This window comes from Saccharothrix texasensis (assembly GCF_003752005.1).
Taxonomy (GTDB): Bacteria; Actinomycetota; Actinomycetes; order Mycobacteriales; family Pseudonocardiaceae; genus Actinosynnema; species Actinosynnema texasense.
The window spans coordinates 384,942-404,003 of sequence record NZ_RJKM01000001.1 but is presented as its reverse complement, the minus strand read 5'-3'; the positions used below and the strand labels follow the sequence as shown (position 1 = coordinate 404,003).

Genomic DNA, 19,062 nt, shown 5'->3' with positions numbered 1-19,062 from the left:
CGTCCACAGGGACGAGCACGACCCAGGGGGAGATCAGATGGCAGTGGTCGGCGCCGGCCTGCGCAAAAGAATGTCCGCCATCGTTTTGTCGTGCACTGTCATATCGGCCGGATTGATCATCCCGCCGACCGCGGCGCAGGCCGTTGCCACGCTCGTGTGCAATTCCGCGGTGAACGTGCACGTCGTGACCCAGGCGGGCACCATGTTCCTCTACTCGCACAACGAACCGGAAACCGGTGTCGCCAGCTGGGGGACGAGGCGCACCATCGGCGCGGGGGGCTGGAACGGCGACCGCACGCTGGCGGGCCCGAACGGGGTGATCTACCGGCTGGACGGCCCCACCGGCGACCTCTTCCGGTACCGCTGGAACGGCACCGACTGGGACCACTGGAACGGGCAGCAGTCCAGGGACGTCGGCAACGGGTGGAGCCGCTACTCGCAGGCCGCGTACCGCAACCACGTCACCGTCGACGGACGGGACAGGCTGTACTCGGTCAACGCCCAAGGGCAGCTCCAGGTCCTCGCCTGGACGGGTGACCACGCCACCGGCGCGTTCGCTCCCGCGAAAATCCTGGACACCGGCTGGAACCAGTACAACCTCATCGTCGCCACCGACGACGGCGTGCTGTACGCGCGCACACCGGACGGCGGGTTGTTCCGGTTCCGCTGGAACGCCGCGTCCGAGCGGTTCACCCAGTACCGGACCCAGGTCGGGTGGGGCTGGAACACGTTCAACCGGATCTTCTCCCCCGGCGGCGACGTCCTCTACGGCTCGCGGGCTGACAACGGCGGCGAACTGCTCTGGTACCGCTACCACGAGGACACCGCCACCTGGGCGAACAGCGGCAAGGGAAAGATCATCGGCTCCGGCTGGTACGGCGACCTGGACGTCGTCGCCGCGACCGACAACTGCCGGCTCTCCGGGTACCCCGTGCCGTCACGGCCCGCGGTGCCCCAGCGGTTCGACGCGCCCACGACGCCGGTACAAGGCACCGACGGACTGGTCACGTTCTTCTACGTCAACTCCGCCGGCGGCCTCACCGCCGGCAAGCAGCGCAACGCCGGCGACTACGAGATCATCGAGTACCAGGTGATCGCCGACTACCACCAGTTCACCGGCGCACCGGGTGTCGGCGTCCGCGCGGACGGCAGGATCGAGGCGCTCGCCAACAGCCACGACGACGCCGACTACCGGGGCAAGGTGCAGACCACCGCGAACGGGTCCTGGGGCGCGGTCACCGACATCACGGCGCACCACGGGTGGATGGCCGGCGACCCGACGGTGGTCGGCGAAGCCAACGGAACGTTGACCATCCACGCGGTCGACGACTCGGGCGCACTGTGGCGACGCGCCCAGCTCGCACCCAACGACACCTACACCGCCTGGCGCAAGCTCGGAGGGAGCGGCCTCACCCCGGACTTCACCCTCGTGCGCAACGGAACCGCGCTGGACATCGTGGCCCGCTTCAGCGACGGCGTGCTGCGGACCGCCCGGTACTCGGGCAGCGCACTCGGCGCGTGGCGCACCATCGGCACCGACGCGACCGGCAAACCCGCGGCCGTCGCACACGCCAACGGCGACCTCCAGGTGTTCACCCGCGCCGCCGACGGAACGGTGCGCACCCAACGCGAGACCGCCGGCGTGTTCCCCGGCACCTGGCAGACCCTCGGCGACCTGACCGCGGCGGGCGCACCCGCCGCCGTGCTGCGCGCCGGAGGCCTGGTCGAGCTGGCGGTGCGCGGCGCCGACAACCTCATCCACCAGTCCAGCCAGGTCGCACCGGCCGGTGGCTTCGGCCCGTGGACCGTGCACTACTTCGAAGACGCCGCCACCGACCCCACCGGCCTGCTCCTGTCCACCGGCAGCCCGATCTTCACCTGGCGCTCGCCCGACGGCTCGATCCGCACCGTGTTCATCTCCACCACCACTCGGCAGACCGACACCGCTTCGCTCGCGTACACCGGACAGACGGCACGCCGATGACACGACCAGCCGCGAATCGAGTGGCCTCCGACAGCAGAGGAACAGGGGCGAGGCAGATGTTCAGGCTCATCGTGACCGGGGTGCTGCTGAGCGCAGGGCTCATCACGTTCTCCTCACCGGCGTCGGCGGCAGTCGTGGTGCCGCCGGGCGCGGCAGGCAGCGCCTGCAGCGGCTACAGCTACGTCACCGGCCACTCCGACTGGTACTGGCAGACCTGCGCCTGGGCCGACAACAACGAGGTGTACTTCACGGTCAACCTCGGCAACGCCGGCGATGCCGCCTGGTCCGTCGACACGATCTGGGTGGACTACACCCGCAGCGGGACGTCGATCACCTGCGCCGGCGGCGTCTGGAGCAACTTCCTGGTCCCCGCGCACTCCGTCAAATCCACCCCCACCGCCACCTGCGCCATCCCGCGCAGAAGTGCGGAGTACGTCTCCGTCGGCCAAGTCTGGGAAGCGAGCTACCACGCGGAGCTGCACAGCCCCGTTCTCCAGGTCCAATAGACCACGACGCCCCTGCCACCGCCCCCGGCCGCGGGAGCGGCAGGCCGCGCGCGCACCAACTCCTGCGCCGCCGGGGCGTGCCCGGGGCGGCCCTGCGCAGCAGGTCCCGGACGAGCGGTTCGGAGGCGAGGTCGCCGAACGTGGGACCGGCACGCCGACTTCAAGTCCGCCTGCCACCGCCGCCTCACCGACCGCCACACCGAGTCACTGGTCACCGTGCTCGCGGAAGGCGGGCGTGGTGCGGAGGGCGCCCGAGTCCCACTGGACACCTACGAGCACACGACCTTCTGGACCGACCCGCACAGGCCCAGGCCCACATCGCGTGGCCGCGCGACGCCTGCACCCGCACCTCCAGTGGTACCGGCGGCACGGCGACTGGTCGGTGTTGGTGCGCTTGACCGGCACGTCGACACCCGGCCGCAACCCGCTGTGGTCGCACCGGTGGTTCGTCACCCAGCCGGAGCGGGGTGACGAACCACTGGATCAGCCGGTGGTGCGAGTGGTCACGGCCTGGTCGGCAGGAGGCAGGAGTAGCTCAGGGGGAGCAGGTTCACGAAGATCCCACCGGCTCCGGCGCAGATGACGCGGGCCTCGGAAACCCGCCGGTTGGTGGACCCGAGGGGGTTGAACACGCAGAGGTAGCCCACCGGGTTCACGGTGAGGGTGAGCACGCCACCGGTCGCGACGCACAACTCGGTCGCGCTACCCGTGCCCGAGCCCGGTCCCGATGCCGGCGGGGTGCTCGTGTTCTCGCAGCTCACGTGGATGTCGGGGTCCGGCGCGGGTCCCTGGCAGGTGTCGGTGCCGAGGCCGCCGTCGAGGCTGTCCTGGCTGCCGTCGTTGGACGCGCCGATGAGCGTGTCGTTCCCGGCGCTGCCCGAAATGGTGTCGATGCCCAGGCCGCCGGTGAGGGTGTCGTCGCCGGTGCCGCCGGTGAGGGTGTCGTTCCCGTCGCCACCGTTGATCGTGTCGTTGAAGTCCGAACCGGTGATCGTGTCATTGCCACCGTTGCCGTTGATCGTCTTGGCGGGGTTCGTGCCGCCGCAGTCGATCGTGTCGTTCCCGGGAGTTCCGGTGACGACGGTGTCGGTCTGGGTCACACCGGCGCTCACGACGCAGTTGACAGCGGCATGGGCGGTCAGGGGGCTGGCCGCCCATAAGAACGGGACGGCGAGGACGCCGGCCAGTGTGGCGACGACTCCTCGACGGATCTGGCTCTGCAGGATTCTCATGTCCATTTCCTTGACATATTGTCAGCGATGATTCGCACAGCGTGATGCGCTGGCGAAACCGACCTGGCGCGAATCGCACCGCACTCACAGCCCCGCGCGGCTGCCGGCGCCCACTTCCTCCACACGCGAAAAACCTCGGCTCGTGGCGCGACCCGCTCATGGCGGCCCGTTTCACGTCACCGAGGTCTGGGGTGTGACACAGGACGTTACTCCTGATGCAGCAAAATTGGCGCCGCGTCGCCCGAATGGACGCACGTCTTGTACGTCGGCCGGACGGCTCATCGGGAGCGCACGGCGCACTCGACCGACGACCCGGTCCGGTCCGCACCCCGCACCGGACACGACGAATCGAGACCGATCGGACTCAGATCAAACGGCGCGATCGGCGTGTCCCCCGGTTGACGACACTGATGACGGAGTCGATCGGGCCGCCGACGCCGACGATTCCCGTGGCATCTCCTCCTTGCGTCGACGATCTGGCGCGCGCACGAGGCAGGCGATTCCTCCGTGACCGGGAGTTCCTCGCAACGGGATGACGAACCGCCGTTCCACTTGCAAATATTGAAAATAAGGCACAGGGTTGCCACGGGAGCGCAGACAGATCCGATGCGCGGTATCGACCGCCGACGAGATCACACTCACCGATCACCCGGGGAAACGGCCCGGTCGCGGAAGAGCAACCAGAGAAGCTGCGCTCTTGCCACGACAGACCTCCTCGTGCCTCATCAAGGCGCCGAGGAAGAACCGAACCACTACACGATACGGAGAAAGTCATGCGATCGACCAGGCGCAGCACCACGGCAGCACGGGTCCGACGTGCTCTGATCGGGCTGGGAACCGTGGCGGGATTCGCCCTGGTGGCTCCCGGCTCCGCCTACGCCGCCGACCCGGCCGGGTGCGTCCGGTCCGGCGAGAACGTGACCTGCACGGCGGGTGTCCCCGCCGGCCAGGTCCTCGACGGCACCGCCAACGCCAACACCATCACGATCACCGGCGGCTCTGTCGCGGGCACGATCAGGGGGTTGGGCGGCAACGACACGATCATCATCACCGGCACCGCCGGCCTCAACGGGGCGACAGGCCCTCCCGGCGCGAACGGCACGGCGGGCACCCCGGCGGGGACCGCCGGTGGCAACGGCGGCGTGGGTACCGGCGGTGGTGTCGGCATCAGCAGCACCGGCATCGTCGACGGCGGTGACGGCACCGACCAGATCACGGTCACCGGAGGTGGCGGCGGCAACGGCGGCGCGGGCGGGGTCGGCGGCACCGGCCTGAACAGCGGCGCGGGCGGTGCCGGAGGCAACGGCGGTGTCGGCGGCGTCGGCGGGACCGCCAACGTCGGGTCCGTCATCGGCGGGGTCGGTGGCGACACCGTCAACGCGACCGGCGGCAAGGGCGGCCTCGGCGGCGTCGGCGGACTGGGCGGCAACGGTGGGGCCACGGCAGGCGGAGCGGGCGCGGGAGGTATCGGTGGCGCCGCGGGCGTCGGCGGTGTCGGCAACTCCGGGACCATCGACGGTGGCACCACGGACACCGGCATCGACAACCTCACCACCACGGGCGGTGCCGGCGGTGCGGGTTCCTCCGGCGGGGTCGGCGGCTGCGGTAGCGGCGGCGGCGCCGGCGGCGTGGGTGGCGCCGGTGGCGCGGGCGGTATCGGCAACTCGGGGACCGTCAACGGCGGCGCCGGGGCGGACACCCTCAAGACCAAGGGCGGTCTCGGTGGCCTCGGTGGCCTCGGGGCCAAGGGCGGCAACGGCCTGAGTGCCACGCAGCCCGGTGGAGCGGGTGGCGTGGGCGGCGCCGGTGGCGCCGGCGGCGGCGGCAACTCCGGGAACGTCAACGGTGACGCCGACAACGACGTCATCACCAACACCGGCGGTAGCGGTGGCAACGGCGGTGCCGGTGGCAACGGCGGCACCGGGTGCGCCGCTCCCGGCGGCGCGGGCGGTCTGGGCGGCGCCGCGGGTGCGGCCGGCACGGGCAACGCCGGAACCGTCAACGGCGGCACCGGAGTGAACACCATCACCAACCCCGGTGGCGCTTCCGGTCTGGTCGGCGCCAACGGCGTGGCCGGCGTCAACAACGGTGGCGTCTGCACCTGCTGATCGGCGGCAGACCTGTCACGGGGCCGGTGTGCCTGGCGATCGCCAGGCACACCGGCCCCGTCGTGGTCGCTGGTGCGGTTCCCGTCCGCCGCTCTAGCCCAGCGGCGCGCGGCGCCCGGAGCGCAGGGGCGCGCCGGCGTCGTGCAGGTGGCGCAGCACCTGGGCGTAGGAGGACCGCAGGCCGGCCTTGCTGTAGGGGATGTCGTTGCGGGCGCAGAAATCCTCGACGACGGGCTGTGCGTGGCGGAGGTTGGGGCGGGGCATGTGCGGGTAGAGGTGGTGCTCCACCTGGTGGTTGAGGCCACCGAGCAGTGCGTCGACCCACCGGCCACCTGTGACGTTGCGCGAGGTGAGGACCTGCTTGCGCAGGTGGTCCAGGCGCTGCCCCTTGGCGATGATGGGCATCCCCTTGTGGTTGGGGGCGAAGGAGCAGCCCAGGTAGACGCCCATGAGGCCTTGGTGGACCGCGATGAACACGACCGCCTTCAGCGGGGACAGCAGCAGGAACACCGCGGTCAGGTACGCGGCCGCCGGGAGGAGCTGAAGCGCGGCCTCTCGCCAGGGGTGCTTGAGCTCGCCGTGCCACAGCGCCTGCAGACCCGAGATGCGCAGCACGACCGCTTCGACCAGCAGCAGCGGGAAGAACAGGAAGGCCTGGTACTTGGTGATCCACCGGTACAGGCCGCGCTTGTCGCCGGCCTGCTCGCGGCTGAACGCGATGGCGTGGATCTCGATGTCGGGGTCGTGGTCCTCGTGGTTGGGGTTGGCGTGGTGGCGGTTGTGCTTGCCGACCCACCACTGGTAGCTGATCCCGGTGACACCGCCGTGCAGGTGACCCACGAGGTCGTTGTGGCGGTGCGAGCGGAAGATCTGCCGGTGCCCGGCGTCGTGGCCGATGAAGGCGAACTGGGTGGAGACCACCGCGAGCAGCACCGCGGTCAGCACCTGCCACCACGAGTCGCCCAGCAGCGCCATCGCCGTGCCGACCGCCGCGAGCAGCAGGACGTTGATCGCCATCCTCGCCGCGTAGTACCCGCGCCGCCTGTCCAGCAGGCCGGCGTCCTTGAGCTGCCGCGTCAAGCGGGCGAAGTCACTGCCCTGCCGGGCATCGGGAGGTCGTGCCGCGACGGTGGGTGAGGAAGTCATGAACATCTGCTTTCGGGGTGGACGGACGCGTCCGCTCCGCTACCCCGGTGTCCGCGACCTGGGGGTGGAGTGGGGCCTGGGAGGAGGAGGTGGACCGGCAGATCGGCCGGTCGGTCGGCGTGGCCCGTTCGCAGAGGATCACGAGGCCCACGGAAGTGCGGGCCGTTGGACGCCCAGGGGTTTCGGTGGACGGGTGCGTGGCAAGCGGACTCGCCCGTCATCGGCTCAACGCGGCAACCAGCCGGCCGGTTCCCGTGATCGTCTCCGTGTGCCACACGGCACATGCCAGTCCGTTCACCGCAGACCTCCCGATCGCGCCTGGTGTGACCACAGGCCGCCGGGGTCCGGGGCGGCATCTCCCACTGCGGGCGACGCCGTTGAACCACAGGGGCGTCACCGCGATGGACCTCTACGGTCGCACCGGCCGCTCGTCCCCGCAACCGGGGACGCCGATCGCCGATCGGACGACGCGCACGTCGAGCGTTCCACCGCGGCGGTTCGAGATCGAATTGAAGAGTCGATGACCGGATACGTCGAATTCATACACGAAAGAGCACATCACCGATTTTCGGTATCCGCCGGGTGCATGCTTGACACATGAGCCGATCTTCTCTTTCGACTTTGCTCTCGCGATCCGGACGATTCTTCGGACATGCCGAGGCTCACTTCCCCCCGTAACAGGAGTCACCCCATGAACGTTCGACGCATCACAGCCTCGATCTTGACCGCCGGCGCTCTCGCCGCACTGGTCGTGACGCCGGTCAACGCCGCCGCGCCCGTTCCCGCAGCCGACCGGGTGGCGGTGGCCGCGCCTCCGGCCGGTTGTGCCACCGCCATCGCCGCCGCCGTCGACAGCGCCAACGCGGCCACCGCGGCCGCGGCCAACGTCGCCGACTCCGCCGCAGCAGCAGCGGCGGCCAAGGCGTTCGCGGAAGGCGTCCTCACCGGGACTCCCGCCGCCATCAACGCGGCCGCCGCCAACCTCGCCACGTTCAGCGCCGCCGCCGCGACCGCCGCGGCGGCCAGCGCCGCCGCCTACGCCACCTCCGCCGGCGCGACCGTCGCCGTGCTCGTCGCCTGCGCGCAGGCATAGCCGCCCGGCGCCGGCTCGCCGGGGGCCGTCGGGGTGTCGAGCACCCCCGACGGCCCCCGGCGCCGTGTTCCCGAATGATCTTGCACTGAAGCGACTCGCCACGGCCGCGACACCGCCGTGGCCGGGCCGGCGGGCGGTGGCCGCCACCGAGGAAGATGACGGGAATGACGTGCGGCGACGACCGCTCGACGTATTCGGAGTACCCTGGAAGTGTCGCCCCGGCCCCCGGCGAAGTCGATCTCGTTCGACGCGTTCCCGGAGACGAGCCGGGGAATCCTCCCGCCCGCGACTCGACGTCCACGACGGCAGCGCATCGGACACCACGCCTCGACCACCCGAAGGACGGACCGATGCCGACGACCCACGTGCTGATCAGCCCCCTGGCCCCCGACTCCGCGGAGCGGGCTGAGCCGTCCTGCCCCGCGTGCCCGCACCCGGCGGACGCCCACGACGCCCTCGCACAGCGGTTCTGCGCCGCGACTCGGGCGGCCGGACTGCACCGGGGTTGCCTGTGCTCCGCCGAGTCGAGCGGCGCGACCTACGGCAAGTCAGGCCGGGGGAACACCGGCGACCGGGCCTGACGCCGGCGCTCGCCGCCGGCCCGCGAGGACCCCTGATCGGTGACCCCGAACCGGCACGTCGTCGACTCGGGTGAGCACCCCGAACTCGAAGTCCAGTCCGGTGACGGCCAGCGGCCGCAGCACCGGGCGGGTCCGGGCCACGACGTGCAGCCCCACCCCGGAGGCCAAGGCCGCGGCCCTGACCTCCACCAGGACGGTGAGACCGGCCGCGCCGAGGAAGCGCACCCCGCTGAGGTCGACCGCCAGGTCCGGACCGGCGGAGCTGATCTGCCCCAGGAGGCGGTCACGCAGGTGGGGCGCGGTGGAGAAGTCCACTTCACCGGACACCGCGCACAACACGGTGAGGGCCGACAGCGGACGCACCGCGACCGCGAGGAGTTCGTCGGGCGGCGGGACCACGGCCGCCGGTGACTGCGGTCGAGCGGCACTTCGGACGTGGGCACACACGAGGGTCTCCTCGTCGGAGCGTGGCGTCCGCGGGGTCCGGGCGGGCTGGCGAGTTCCAGAAATCGAGCTTATCGTCCGGCGCGATCCCCGCACAAGCCGATTCCAAACCTGGTCCGAACATTTCTCGAGCACTCCGGACGATTTCCACAGCGTCGACCGAAGACTTCGGCGAATAACCTCTCGACATCGGCCCGCGTAATGGGGGAAGTGCCGAGGGCGCATCGAGCGTCGGTGTTCGAGCCGGCACCACCTCGGCTGCACCACGTTTCCGGCCGGTCCGGCCGGAGGCGGAACGCCGGGTCGACCTCGAACCGGTCAGGTCGCCCACCACCAAACCGGCCGCGGGGCCTCGGTGCGGTGGGCGGTGAAACCGCACGGCGACGAGTCGGGGCCCTTCGACGGTGGCTGGTGGCCGCGGTGCTCCGACCCGGCGACCGAGTTTCCCCGCTGATCACCGTCATGCCGCGTGGGGATGCCAAGCGCACACGGGTCACCGTGATTCGGACCTGACCGCGCCCGGACCGGCTGCCGGTGATCCGGCCGCCCACGCCGGGTGGCGCCGCGCGGGCCGGAGGGTGGACGGTCGAATGCGCGGAGGTCGACGGTGACGTGCACGACCTCGTGGCGGCGCGCGGCTGTCGACGGGAAGTGCGCCTCGCGAGGACAAGGCCGTGCCGTGACCGCCTCCACCGCGTCAGAGCGGACGGCACGTCATCCCGGCAGCGGTACCCGATCCGCCGAGCGGCGCGCATCGTGTCGCGCGAGCCGCTGCGGCGCAGGTGGGTCCGGGTGGAACGTGAGCCCCCGTCGGCGGCCCCTCGCGCTCGACGGTGATCGAGTTCTCCGGCCGTCGGCGCGGGTCACCCCGACTTCGGCGCGCGTTCGGGTGAGAGTCGCAGCCCCTGGCTCCGGTGGGCGGGCTGCGGGGTCGGGACGCGTATCGTGGGGCGATCGTGTTCCACGGTGTGGGAGGTTCGGGTCGCATTCTGCGACCAGACGACTGGGAGGTCTCCGGATGGCCCGGTACACCACCAGTCGGTTGGCGCAGGTGAGTCGCTGGATCGCGGAGAAGGCCGCCGACCTGGGCACGCCCGTCTCGGTCGGAGCCCTCTGCCAGGCCGCCGTCGCGCGGTTGGGTGTCAGCGGCGCTGTGCTCACCGTGGACACCTCCGGCTGGCCGGAGGTCAGGTGCGCCACGGACGCGCTGGGTGAACGGCTGACCGAGTTGCAGGTGACGGTGGGCGAAGGACCGGCCGTGGACGTCTGGCGCGGGGGCGGACCGGCGCTCGTCGCCGACCTCGACGCCCCGTCCAGCCAGGCCCGGTGGCCGATGTTCGCGCCGCTGGCCGTCGAAGCCGGAGCGGCTTCGCTGTTCGCGCTGCCGCTGTGCGTCGGCGCGATCCGGGTCGGGGTGCTGTCGCTGTACCGGCTCGACGTGGGACACCTCGACGCCACGACGCTCACCGACTCGTTGGCGTTCGCGGAACTGGCCCTGCGGCTGCTGCTGGACGAGCAGGCCGACCTGAACTCGGCGGACGTCACCGAGGACGGCCTCCCCCTGCACAACCCCCACGTGCACCAGGCCACCGGGATGGTCGCGGCGCAACTGGACCTGGGGATGGCCGACGCGTTCGCCCACCTGCGCGCCCGGGCGTTCGCCGAGCAGGTGCCGCTGAGCGGGCTGGCGGCCGATGTCGTAGCCCGCCGACGGCGATTCGACCGTGACGAAGGACAACCGTGAACACGCACGTAACACGACCGCGCTCTGAGAGCGCACCAGCGGAGGTGGCTGCGATGGACGGTGAACGTCTCGTCGACACGTTCGTCGAGTTGGCCGACACCCTGGTCGACGACTTCGACGTCATCGACTTCCTGCACATGCTCGTGGATCGGTGCGTCGAACTCCTCGACGTCGACGCCGCGGGGCTGCTGCTGGCCGACCAACGGGGCAGGTTGCACCTGATCGCCTCGTCCAACGAACAGGCGCGGCTGCTGGAGTTGTTCCAGCTCCAGAACGACGACGGGCCGTGCCTGGACGCCTTCGCCGCCGGAACCAGGGTCAGCCACCCCGACCTGGCGAAAGCGGGTGAGCGGTGGCCGAGGTTCACGGCAGTGGCCGCCGAGGCGGGGTTCGCCGCCGTGGACGCGGTGCCCATGCGCCTGCGCAGCGAGGTGATCGGCGCGCTCAACCTCTTCCGCAACCAGCCCGGCGAGCTGGACGCCGCCGCGTTGCGCACGGCGACCGCGCTGGTCGATGTCGCCACCATCGGCCTGCTGCAACAACGCTCCATCCACCACCACCAGGTGCTGACCGAACAGCTCCAAGCCGCGCTGAACAGCCGGGTGGTCGTCGAACAGGCCAAGGGCCTGGTCGCCGAACGCCTCCAGGTCGACATGGACACCGCGTTCACCGCGCTGCGCGGCTACGCCCGTGGACACAACATCAAACTGAGCAGCGTCGCTCACGACGTGATCGTCGGCGACATCGACACCCCGGAGCTCCTCAGGACGTCCGTCCACACCAAGACGCTCCGACGCTGACCGGACGCCTACCGGTGAAGCCCGCCGCGCTGTGACCTCACGTGGCGTCCGACCAGGTCTCGGAGCTGCGGGGTGGGCTCCAGCCCCAGGTCCACGTGGAGGAGGCGGCTGAACCGGTCGAACGCGTGCACCGCCTCCGACTGGTTGCCCTCGGCCAGGTGGACGCGGATGAGGGCGGTCTGCGCGCTCTCCCGCAACGGGTCGGCACGCACGACCACACCCGCGGCCGCCGTGGCGTCACCGAACCGCCTCGCCTGCACCAGGCCGTCCACCACCGCCTCCAACGCGTGGAGCCGGAGCTGACGCCAGTCCTCGACCTCGAAGGCGAGCCAGTCGTCGTACCAGAGCGGCAGCAGTTCCGACGACAGGGTGGCGACCGACTCGACGCTCAGGTCCCCCGCGTCGTGCGGACCGGCTTCGAGCAGGCGATGGGCGAGCGCCTGGGCTTCGCGCAGGTCGACCGAGACACCGGGCGCGAGCTCCAAGCTCGACGGGGTGACCAGCAGCGTGTCCCGGCAGGCGCGGTTCATGCGGATCAACGTCGACCGCAGGGCCGCGTAGGCGTGGCCTTCGGTGGCGTCCGCCCACAGTGAGCTCGCCACGGACAGTCGCCCCACCGCCCGCCGGCGCATGGCCATGAACGCCAGCAGGCGCTCGGCCCCGCCCGGCACCGGAATGGCCTCGGCTCCCCCGATGAGCCGGAATCCGTCAAGGAGCGCTATCCGCAAACCCGCTTGGTGCCCCTGGGGCGCCAAGCGCGCTCCCGGCGCTGCGAGTGAGGTCATGAGCCCGGTGTCGAGGTTGCGCCGAACAGGTCCGGAAGAACGATCACGGAAGACCTTCCCGCTGTGACTTGCACGGTGTGCGCGGAGCCCGCGCGCTCGCGACCGAGTCGGAGCCGGCTGCGGTGGAACCGTCGACTGACGTCCTGCTCCTGCCTACCAGGTTACAGCGTGGGCACGGCGAGCGGTCCCACTCGCAGGGAAAACCCTTGCCACCGCTCGAATCCGTCATGCGTGAGACAGGTTGTCCCGTCCCTCAAACCACCCGTTCGGGGGTTCGTTCCCGGAACCCTCGGACGACACGAGCAACGACCCGGTCCCTTCCAGGGCCGGGTCGTCGATGGTCGATCGTGGTCGCGGGTCATCTCGGAGGCGCCCGAGCGCTACGACTCGCAGCTGCTGCGGAGGTCCGGCGGCACTCCGACGGGTCCGCAGGAATCGGTGTTGTCACCGCCGTTGAGGGTGTCCTGAGCGGCATCGGTGCCCGGACCGCTGAGCGTGTCGTTGCCCGCGGAACCGTTCAGCGTGTCCGTGCCGAGGTCCCCGTAGAGCATGTCGTTCCCGACCTGGCCGGTGAGGGTGTCGTCGCCGTCGCCGCCGTAGATCTTGTCGATGTAGGCGGTGCCGGTGAGGGTGTCGTTGCCTCCGTTGCCGTAAATGGTCTTGCCGGGGTTGGCGCTGGTGCAGTCGATCGTGTCGTTCCCGCTGGAACCGAACACGGTGGTGTCGTTCTGCGTCACGTTGGGACCGATGGTGCACGGGACCGCCGCCGAGGCGACGCCGGCCCCCGCGAAACCGCCCAGGACCAAAGCGCCTGCTGCCAGGATCGGGTACAGCTGTCGAGTTCGCATGTCGTCCTCCGCGTCGTCTATGGAATTCGGATGACCACAGCGTGTTCCACGAGGCGTTACCGGCGCGTGACGCCGTCGCGATGCCGGAGGAGTCGACACTTCGACCCGTTCGGCGCGCAGGGCATCCGCGCCGCGCTCCGGTCGGACCCCGGCACGCGGCGGCGTGGCTGCGCGCCCAGGCCCTGAGTGTTTCCGCGTGACCGCGGTCGATCAGCAGGATCAACTCCCGCCGTCGGGCCGCCCGCGCCGCCGATGCCCGCAGCCGAGTTGCGCTGCTGCCCACACCGGGCGACCGCGATCGTCGCGGCCACCCTCGTCCTGGCACCACCTCGAAAGCCGCCGTCAACCACGATGGAAAGAGCTCACGGATCATCTGAACGCTCGTCCGGGTTGCCGCCTGCTTCGGAACCTCCAGCGTGTCTCGGCACACCGCTGGTCCTGGTCGGATGTCGGCCCTTCAGGTCAGGTCGCCCCAACCCCACAGCGGTGTCGGCGTCACGCCGTCGGTGTCACGTCCGAAGGGGAAACCTCAGCGAGCCGGGGTTCCAACTCCCTGTACAACGACCACTCGCCGGAGTCCGCCGCACGTGTCGCCAGGAGAGTCGCCTCCTCCTGGTTTCCCGTCTCGCGCATCGCCTTCGCGATGTCCGCCACCGTTCCGCGGTGCCCGAAGTCCAATCCGGCGGCGAGTCGGACGGACAACGACCGGACCTGGTCCTCGGCGCCCAGCGAGTGGAGCGTCCGCAACAGGTTCGGAATGACGGACCTGTGGGACGACCCCGAAGCTTCGGGAGTGGGTTCGAGTTTGGCCGGTCCAGACCAGCCGGCAATCCCTGTTGCGCCAGACCGAGGTCACCCCGGCAGTCGTCACGTGATCACCTTGCCAGAACGTCGTCATCCCTTGAAGCGCTCCCACGCGGACTGGCGGGTCATGCCCAGCGCCTCACCGACCCGTACCCACGTGATGCCACGGGCGCGCAGTTCGAGCACGCGCTCCCGCAGCCCGGCCTCCACCTGACTGGCCGTCGCGGCGATCCGCGGCAGGTGCGCCGGCGACTCCTCGTCGGACATGACCGACCACTCGTCAGCGAGATCGTGCTCGTCGCCGTGTCGATCGCCCTCGTGGTCCAGCTCGTCGAGCTGCTGCACGCCTTGGTGGCGCCGGACGTCGACCCGGGACGGCCAGGAGTCGCACGTGGTGCCGGACGTCCCCGTCGATCAGGGACCTTCGCCCGCGTCGCGCAGCCGCCGCCGGCGCGAAGCTCATGTCGAAGACGAGATCAAGAGGAGAGAAGCCATGACAACGGTCAGCCACTCCGGTGCCAGGACAAGGGCCACGGCCCGTGCGGCCGCCACAACGGCGGTCCGCGCCGATGCCGGTGCGATCGCGCTCGCGGTCCTGCGGATCACGACTGGGTTCGTGTTCCTGTGGGCGTTCCTCGACAAGGCCTTCGGCCTCGGCTACGCCACCAAGGCCGCCAACGCCTGGATCAACGGCGGCTCGCCCACCAAGGGCTTCCTCAGCCGGGTCGCGGTCGGCCCCTTCGAGTCCACCTTCCACGCCATGGCCGGCGCCTGGTGGGCCGACTGGCTGTTCATGCTCGGTCTGCTCGCCATCGGCATCGCCGTCATCGCCGGCATCGGCCTCCGCCCCGCCGCCATCGCCGGAACCCTCGTGATGCTGCTCATGTGGGCCGCCGAATGGCCACTGGCCCAGTTCACCTCGGCCGGAGAACCCAGCATGTCCACCAACCCGATCGTCGACTACCACATCATCTACGCCGCCGCCCTGATCGCCGTCGCCCTGACCGGCGCGGGCGCCACCTGGGGCCTCGGCCGCCGGTGGGCGACCCTGCCGGTGATCCGCGACCACGCCTGGCTGCGGTGACGCACGCAGGAGCGGGCGGACCTCGTTGGTCCACCCGCTCCGACGCGTCCGCGTGACGCGATGTCGTGGTCGTGACCGATGCGTTGCCGGACCGCGCCCCCGCACCACTCCTTCAGTTCGATGAGAACCCCGCCGAGGACACGTCCTGTGCTGTCCGCTGCTTTCGCCGAGGTGGTGCACGCGACGCTGCCCGTCGTGCGCGACCACGCCGTCGAGATCACCGACGTGTTCCACCCGTCGATGTTCGCCGCCCACCCCGAGTTGCTCGACCTGTTCAACCAGAGCAACCAGGCCGGCGGGCAGCAGCACGTCGCGCTGGCTTCCGCCGTGGTGGCCTTCGCCGAGCACCTGCTCGACCACATCGCCCGCACCGACCCCACCCGACGGGTGGTGGCGCACGCCGAGCGCCCCTCCGACCGGCACGCCCTGCGGGCCGCTGCCGATGTGCTCACCTGGTACGAGGACGGCGACGGTGGGCGGCCTGGCCTGATCGACGTCGGCGCCGTGCCGCTGCCCGAGGACCTGCCGCCCACGTGTGCGGCCCGCTGCCGTTCACGCGCCACGTGCGCAACGGTCTGCTGCGCCGGGTGTGCCGGCCGACCGCGTCCACTACGAGGTGTTCGGCCGGGCGTGGTCGACAGCGCGAACGGCTCACCGGCCTGACGCGGCCGGAAGTCCCTTCCCGACGATTGCCTTCGGCTCTGCGGCCCGGACAGCGGGGCGAGCAGGCTCGGAGGTGGAGGTGCCACTCATGACGAGCACGATTCACGCCGGCCCGGTCACCGCGGACGACATCGCCGACCTGCCGGAGCCGGCGCAGCGCTACCTGAGGTTCACCCGAGTGCTGGGACGTCCGGCCGACGTGTCGTTCCACGCCACCACGCACGGCTTCTTCCGCACGCGCCCGAACCGGGACTGGATCGCCTGCACCAGCGAGCAGCGCAACAACGCCACCGGCCTGGCCCGCGACTTCCGCATGCGCCTCAAGCTCGCCCACGTCGTCCCGGTGCGGGCGGAGGACCTCTACAAGAACGGGCACGGTCGGATGCGCGCCACCGCCCTGGGCCTGTTCCCGGTCGCCGACGGCGAGGGCCGTGAGTTCGACCTCGGAGAGCTGGTGACGTTCCTCGACGACGCCGTCCTGCTGGCGCCGTCGATGCTGCTGCGCCTGCCTGTCGAGTGGACCGCGATCGACGAGCACACCTTCGGCCTCACGGTGACCGACCACGACAACACGGTCACCGCGCACGTCACCGTGGACGACCGGGGCGCACCGCGCGAGTTCAGCACCGAGGACCGCTGGGCCGACCTGCCCGAGGGTCTGGTCAGGACCCGCTGGTCCACCCCGGTCGACGGCTGGTGCCTGGTCGCGGGCCGCATGCGCCCCCGGCGCGGCACAGCGGTCTGGCACCTGCCCGACGGACCGTTCGCGTACGCCCAGTTCGACTACACGAACGCCGACATCACCTACAGCACAGTGCCCGAGTGACACACCGGCCGCCGATCGGACGGGCGGCACGGCCCCGGACCGCTCCAGGCGGAGTGCGTCCGTCAGCCACTGGCCTCGTGTGCGTGCGGGCGACCGTGCCCACGTCGGTCACCATGACCTCGTCGAGGTTGTCGACGCGGGCGCGAGGGGTTGGGACGGTTTGCCTGTGCACGAAGGCCTGAAGGTCGAGGTGCCGCACCCGGACCACATGCAGGAAGCCCGCACGCGGCAAGACCACCGACCGTTCACCGCTCGTAGCGGTGCCGCCGGTGGTCTGCCGCGATGCCAGTCGTCGGGGCCGGGTGACCCCGCACGACCAAGCACGTCACGTCGCCTTGGCGGCCGAGCCCGGCAACCGGCCCACCTTGACCTCGGCGACGTCCTCGGGCAGCACGTCCGGCGCCTCCCCGGCCTCCACGACGTCGACCCGCCCACCGCCTGCGAGTCCGTCCACAACCGGGGCGGTCAGGGCAGGACGTTGCGTTCACGCAGGAGGCTGCGGGCGTGGGCGATGGCGTCGGGTGTGTGGTCGAACACGCGCAGGTCCACTGTGCCCAGGGCACGCCGGTGTTCGTCGCGCACGCCGGAGACCAGGACCGTGACGCCGCGGTGTTCCAGGCGCCGCACGGCGTCGCGCAGGACCTGCACGCCGGTGGCGTCGACGGCGGACAGCCGTGACATCCGCAGGATCACCACCGCCACCGGGGCGATCTCGGTCAGTTCCAGCAGGAAGCGGTGGGCGGCGGCGAACAGCAGCGGGCCGTCGAGGCGGTAGGCGACGATGTGCTGCGCGAGCAGCGCTCGTTCCTCCTCGCGGTGGTCGCCCGGTTCCAGGGGCACCTCCTCCAGCCGTGCGGTACGCGACACCGCGCGCAGGGCGAACACGCCGGCGAGCACGAGGCCGACGATGACGGCGGTGACGAGGTCCAGCGCCAGCGTCGCCACGGCGGTCAACGCGAGCACTGCGGCGTCCGGACGGCCGGCTCGGGCCAGTGCCCTCACCGAGCCGACCTCGATCATCCGGACGGCCGTGGCCAGCAGCACGCCGGCGAGCACCGCGAGCGGAACTCCGGCCACCCACGGCGCGGCGACCAGAACGATCAGGAGGAGCACGACGGCGTGGGTGAGGGCGGCGAGCCGGGAGGTCGCGCCGGAGCGGACGTTGACCGCGGTGCGGGCGATGGCCGCAGTGGCGGGCACACCGCCGAACAGCGGCGCGACCAGGTTCGCCAGGCCCTGCCCGAACAGCTCCCGGTCCGGGTCGTGCCGTTGGTTGACGCTCATCCCGTCGGCGACCGCGGCCGACAGCAGGCTCTCCAGCGCGGCGAGCGCCGCCACGGCCACCGCCGACGGCAGCAGCGACCACAGCGCGCCGAAGTCCAGGAACCCCAGCGACGGCGCGGGCAGCACTCTCGGCAGCGCCCCGATCGTGGTCACGGGCAGCGCCGCCCACTGCGCGAGGACGGTCGCCACCACGACGGCCGGCAACGAGAACGGCACACCGGGACGCCACCGAGCCCCGATCAGCATCACCGCAGCCACCCCGCCCGCCAAGGCGACGGCCTCCCAATGCGGGGCCGCGACGAAGTTCCCGACAGCCGCCACGGCCGCGAGCACCACGTGGTCCTCGCCGGGCGTGGGCACCCCCAGGGCAGCGGGCGCCTGCTGCAACGCGATCACCGCCGCGATGCCGATCGTGAAACCCTCCACCACCGGCACGGGCACGTACCGCATGTAGCGACCCGCGCGGGCCACCGCGAGCAGCACCAGCAGGACCCCTGCCAGCAGACCGACCGTGAGCACGCCGTCCACGCCGTAGCGCGCGACGATCGGCACCAGCACCACCGTCATCGCGCCGGTGGGTCCGGACACCTGGAGGCTGGAGCCGCCGAACACCGCGGCCAGCGCACCCGCGACGACGGCCGTGACCAGGCCGGACGCCGCGCCGAGCCCGGAGGCGACGCCGAAGCCGAGTGCGAGCGGCAGGGCCACGATCGCCACCGTCACCCCGGCCACCAGGTCCCGGCGGGTCGCGCCGCTCCAATCAGCCCTGGCCGGCAGGAACGTCGTCACGCCCGCTCCTCCTCTCGCAGCATCGCCAGCAGCTCGTTCCGACCGGCCAGCAGGCCGGTGAGGACCTTGCGCGCGACGCGGAGCAGCTCCGCCACGTCGTCGCTGGTCAGCGCGTACACCACGGTCGTGCCGTCACGGGTCGCCGTGACCATCCCCGAACGGCGCAGCACCGCCAGCTGGGCCGAGAGGCTGGACGCCTCGATCCCGATGTCGGCCAACAGTTCGCGCACCGGTTTCGGGCCGTCCTGGAGCAGTTCGAGCACCCTGATGCGCACCGGATGTCCGAGCATCCGGAAGAACTCGGCCTTGGCCTGGTGCAGCGGGAGTGGCATGTCGGCCTC

The 19,062-nt window shown here is 71.2% G+C and carries 20 protein-coding genes; 11 read left to right on the top strand and 9 right to left on the bottom strand.

Annotated elements, in window-relative coordinates:
- Nucleotides 1-169 precede the first annotated feature (169 nt).
- Nucleotides 170-1,984 (top strand): tachylectin-related carbohydrate-binding protein, encoded by a 1,815-nt coding sequence (locus EDD40_RS01585; RefSeq protein ID WP_170184908.1) that lies wholly within the window; start codon nt 170-172, stop codon nt 1,982-1,984.
- A 56-nt stretch (nt 1,985-2,040) separates the two neighbouring features.
- Nucleotides 2,041-2,490 carry a hypothetical protein gene (locus EDD40_RS01580; RefSeq protein ID WP_123741307.1) on the top strand — a complete coding sequence of 150 codons (450 nt, stop codon included), beginning with the start codon at nt 2,041-2,043 and terminating at the stop codon, nt 2,488-2,490.
- A 503-nt stretch (nt 2,491-2,993) separates the two neighbouring features.
- Here the strand turns inward: EDD40_RS01580 and EDD40_RS01575 are convergent.
- Nucleotides 2,994-3,722: a calcium-binding protein gene (locus EDD40_RS01575; protein WP_170184907.1), complete on the bottom strand. Its 729-nt coding sequence runs from the start codon at nt 3,720-3,722 to the stop codon at nt 2,994-2,996.
- 773 nt (nt 3,723-4,495) lie between these two features.
- Here EDD40_RS01575 and EDD40_RS01570 point away from each other — a divergent pair.
- Nucleotides 4,496-5,830 (top strand): hypothetical protein, encoded by a 1,335-nt coding sequence (locus EDD40_RS01570; RefSeq protein WP_148088655.1) that lies wholly within the window; start codon nt 4,496-4,498, stop codon nt 5,828-5,830.
- 93 nt (nt 5,831-5,923) lie between these two features.
- On the opposite strand, the gene EDD40_RS01565 is transcribed toward EDD40_RS01570, so the two are convergent.
- Complete coding sequence (locus EDD40_RS01565; protein WP_123747667.1) at nt 5,924-6,976, bottom strand: fatty acid desaturase family protein; 1,053 nt, start codon at nt 6,974-6,976, stop codon at nt 5,924-5,926.
- Between the two features lie 691 nt (nt 6,977-7,667).
- Here EDD40_RS01565 and EDD40_RS01560 point away from each other — a divergent pair.
- Together EDD40_RS01560 and EDD40_RS01555 are read left to right on the top strand one after the other, a co-directional pair.
- Nucleotides 7,668-8,069 carry a hypothetical protein gene (locus EDD40_RS01560; protein WP_123741304.1) on the top strand — a complete coding sequence of 134 codons (402 nt, stop codon included), beginning with the start codon at nt 7,668-7,670 and terminating at the stop codon, nt 8,067-8,069.
- Between the two features lie 350 nt (nt 8,070-8,419).
- Complete coding sequence (locus tag EDD40_RS01555) at nt 8,420-8,650, top strand: RGCVC family protein (RefSeq protein ID WP_123741303.1); 231 nt, start codon at nt 8,420-8,422, stop codon at nt 8,648-8,650.
- On the opposite strand, the gene EDD40_RS41315 is transcribed toward EDD40_RS01555, so the two are convergent.
- Entirely contained in the window at nt 8,618-9,049 is a 432-nt protein-coding gene (locus EDD40_RS41315; RefSeq protein ID WP_170184906.1) for an STAS domain-containing protein, read from the bottom strand. The genes EDD40_RS01555 and EDD40_RS41315 overlap by 33 nt on opposite strands.
- 400 nt (nt 9,050-9,449) lie before the next feature.
- Here EDD40_RS41315 and EDD40_RS44705 point away from each other — a divergent pair, with 400 nt between their 5' ends.
- The 3 genes from EDD40_RS44705 to EDD40_RS01540 all read left to right on the top strand — a co-directional run bounded on the left by EDD40_RS44705 (nt 9,450) and on the right by EDD40_RS01540 (nt 11,638).
- Nucleotides 9,450-9,548, top strand: coding sequence for a DUF5994 family protein (locus EDD40_RS44705; RefSeq protein WP_425471122.1), 99 nt, complete (start codon nt 9,450-9,452; stop codon nt 9,546-9,548).
- A gap of 564 nt (nt 9,549-10,112) precedes the next feature.
- On the top strand, nt 10,113-10,838 hold the full coding sequence (locus EDD40_RS01545; RefSeq protein WP_123741301.1) for a GAF and ANTAR domain-containing protein: 726 nt from the start codon (nt 10,113-10,115) through the stop codon (nt 10,836-10,838).
- A gap of 53 nt (nt 10,839-10,891) precedes the next feature.
- Entirely contained in the window at nt 10,892-11,638 is a 747-nt protein-coding gene (locus EDD40_RS01540; protein ID WP_123741300.1) for a GAF and ANTAR domain-containing protein, read from the top strand.
- Between the two features lie 8 nt (nt 11,639-11,646).
- Here the strand turns inward: EDD40_RS01540 and EDD40_RS01535 are convergent, their stop codons facing one another.
- From EDD40_RS01535 to EDD40_RS01520, 3 genes are all read right to left on the bottom strand, one after another.
- Nucleotides 11,647-12,309, bottom strand: coding sequence for an AfsR/SARP family transcriptional regulator (locus EDD40_RS01535; protein WP_211348049.1), 663 nt, complete (start codon nt 12,307-12,309; stop codon nt 11,647-11,649).
- Between the two features lie 494 nt (nt 12,310-12,803).
- Entirely contained in the window at nt 12,804-13,271 is a 468-nt protein-coding gene (locus tag EDD40_RS01530; RefSeq protein ID WP_123741298.1) for a calcium-binding protein, read from the bottom strand.
- Between the two features lie 894 nt (nt 13,272-14,165).
- The gene (locus tag EDD40_RS01520; protein WP_211348048.1) at nt 14,166-14,420 is read right to left on the bottom strand and encodes a hypothetical protein; all 255 of its coding nucleotides are present in this window, start codon (nt 14,418-14,420) and stop codon (nt 14,166-14,168) included.
- A gap of 148 nt (nt 14,421-14,568) precedes the next feature.
- On the opposite strand from EDD40_RS01520, the gene EDD40_RS01515 reads away from it, so the two are divergent.
- The 3 genes from EDD40_RS01515 to EDD40_RS01505 all read left to right on the top strand — a co-directional run bounded on the left by EDD40_RS01515 (nt 14,569) and on the right by EDD40_RS01505 (nt 16,648).
- Nucleotides 14,569-15,159: a DoxX family membrane protein gene (locus EDD40_RS01515; RefSeq protein WP_123741296.1), complete on the top strand. Its 591-nt coding sequence runs from the start codon at nt 14,569-14,571 to the stop codon at nt 15,157-15,159.
- A 147-nt stretch (nt 15,160-15,306) separates the two neighbouring features.
- A complete protein-coding gene (locus tag EDD40_RS01510) occupies nt 15,307-15,822 on the top strand; it encodes a globin family protein (protein ID WP_123741295.1) in 516 nt (171 codons plus the stop codon).
- An 88-nt stretch (nt 15,823-15,910) separates the two neighbouring features.
- A complete protein-coding gene (locus EDD40_RS01505) occupies nt 15,911-16,648 on the top strand; it encodes a DUF6544 family protein (protein ID WP_123741294.1) in 738 nt (245 codons plus the stop codon).
- Between the two features lie 325 nt (nt 16,649-16,973).
- On the opposite strand, the gene EDD40_RS44200 is transcribed toward EDD40_RS01505, so the two are convergent.
- The 3 genes from EDD40_RS44200 to EDD40_RS01495 are packed head-to-tail and all read right to left on the bottom strand — an operon-like array spanning nt 16,974 to nt 19,053.
- On the bottom strand, nt 16,974-17,102 hold the full coding sequence (locus EDD40_RS44200) for a hypothetical protein (protein ID WP_281277735.1): 129 nt from the start codon (nt 17,100-17,102) through the stop codon (nt 16,974-16,976).
- Nucleotides 17,103-17,113: 11 nt separating this feature from the next.
- Nucleotides 17,114-18,721: a SulP family inorganic anion transporter gene (locus EDD40_RS01500; RefSeq protein ID WP_123741293.1), complete on the bottom strand. Its 1,608-nt coding sequence runs from the start codon at nt 18,719-18,721 to the stop codon at nt 17,114-17,116.
- Entirely contained in the window at nt 18,718-19,053 is a 336-nt protein-coding gene (locus EDD40_RS01495; RefSeq protein ID WP_123741292.1) for an ArsR/SmtB family transcription factor, read from the bottom strand. Before EDD40_RS01495 ends, EDD40_RS01500 begins: the two co-directional genes overlap by 4 nt.
- Nucleotides 19,054-19,062: the final 9 nt, after the last annotated feature.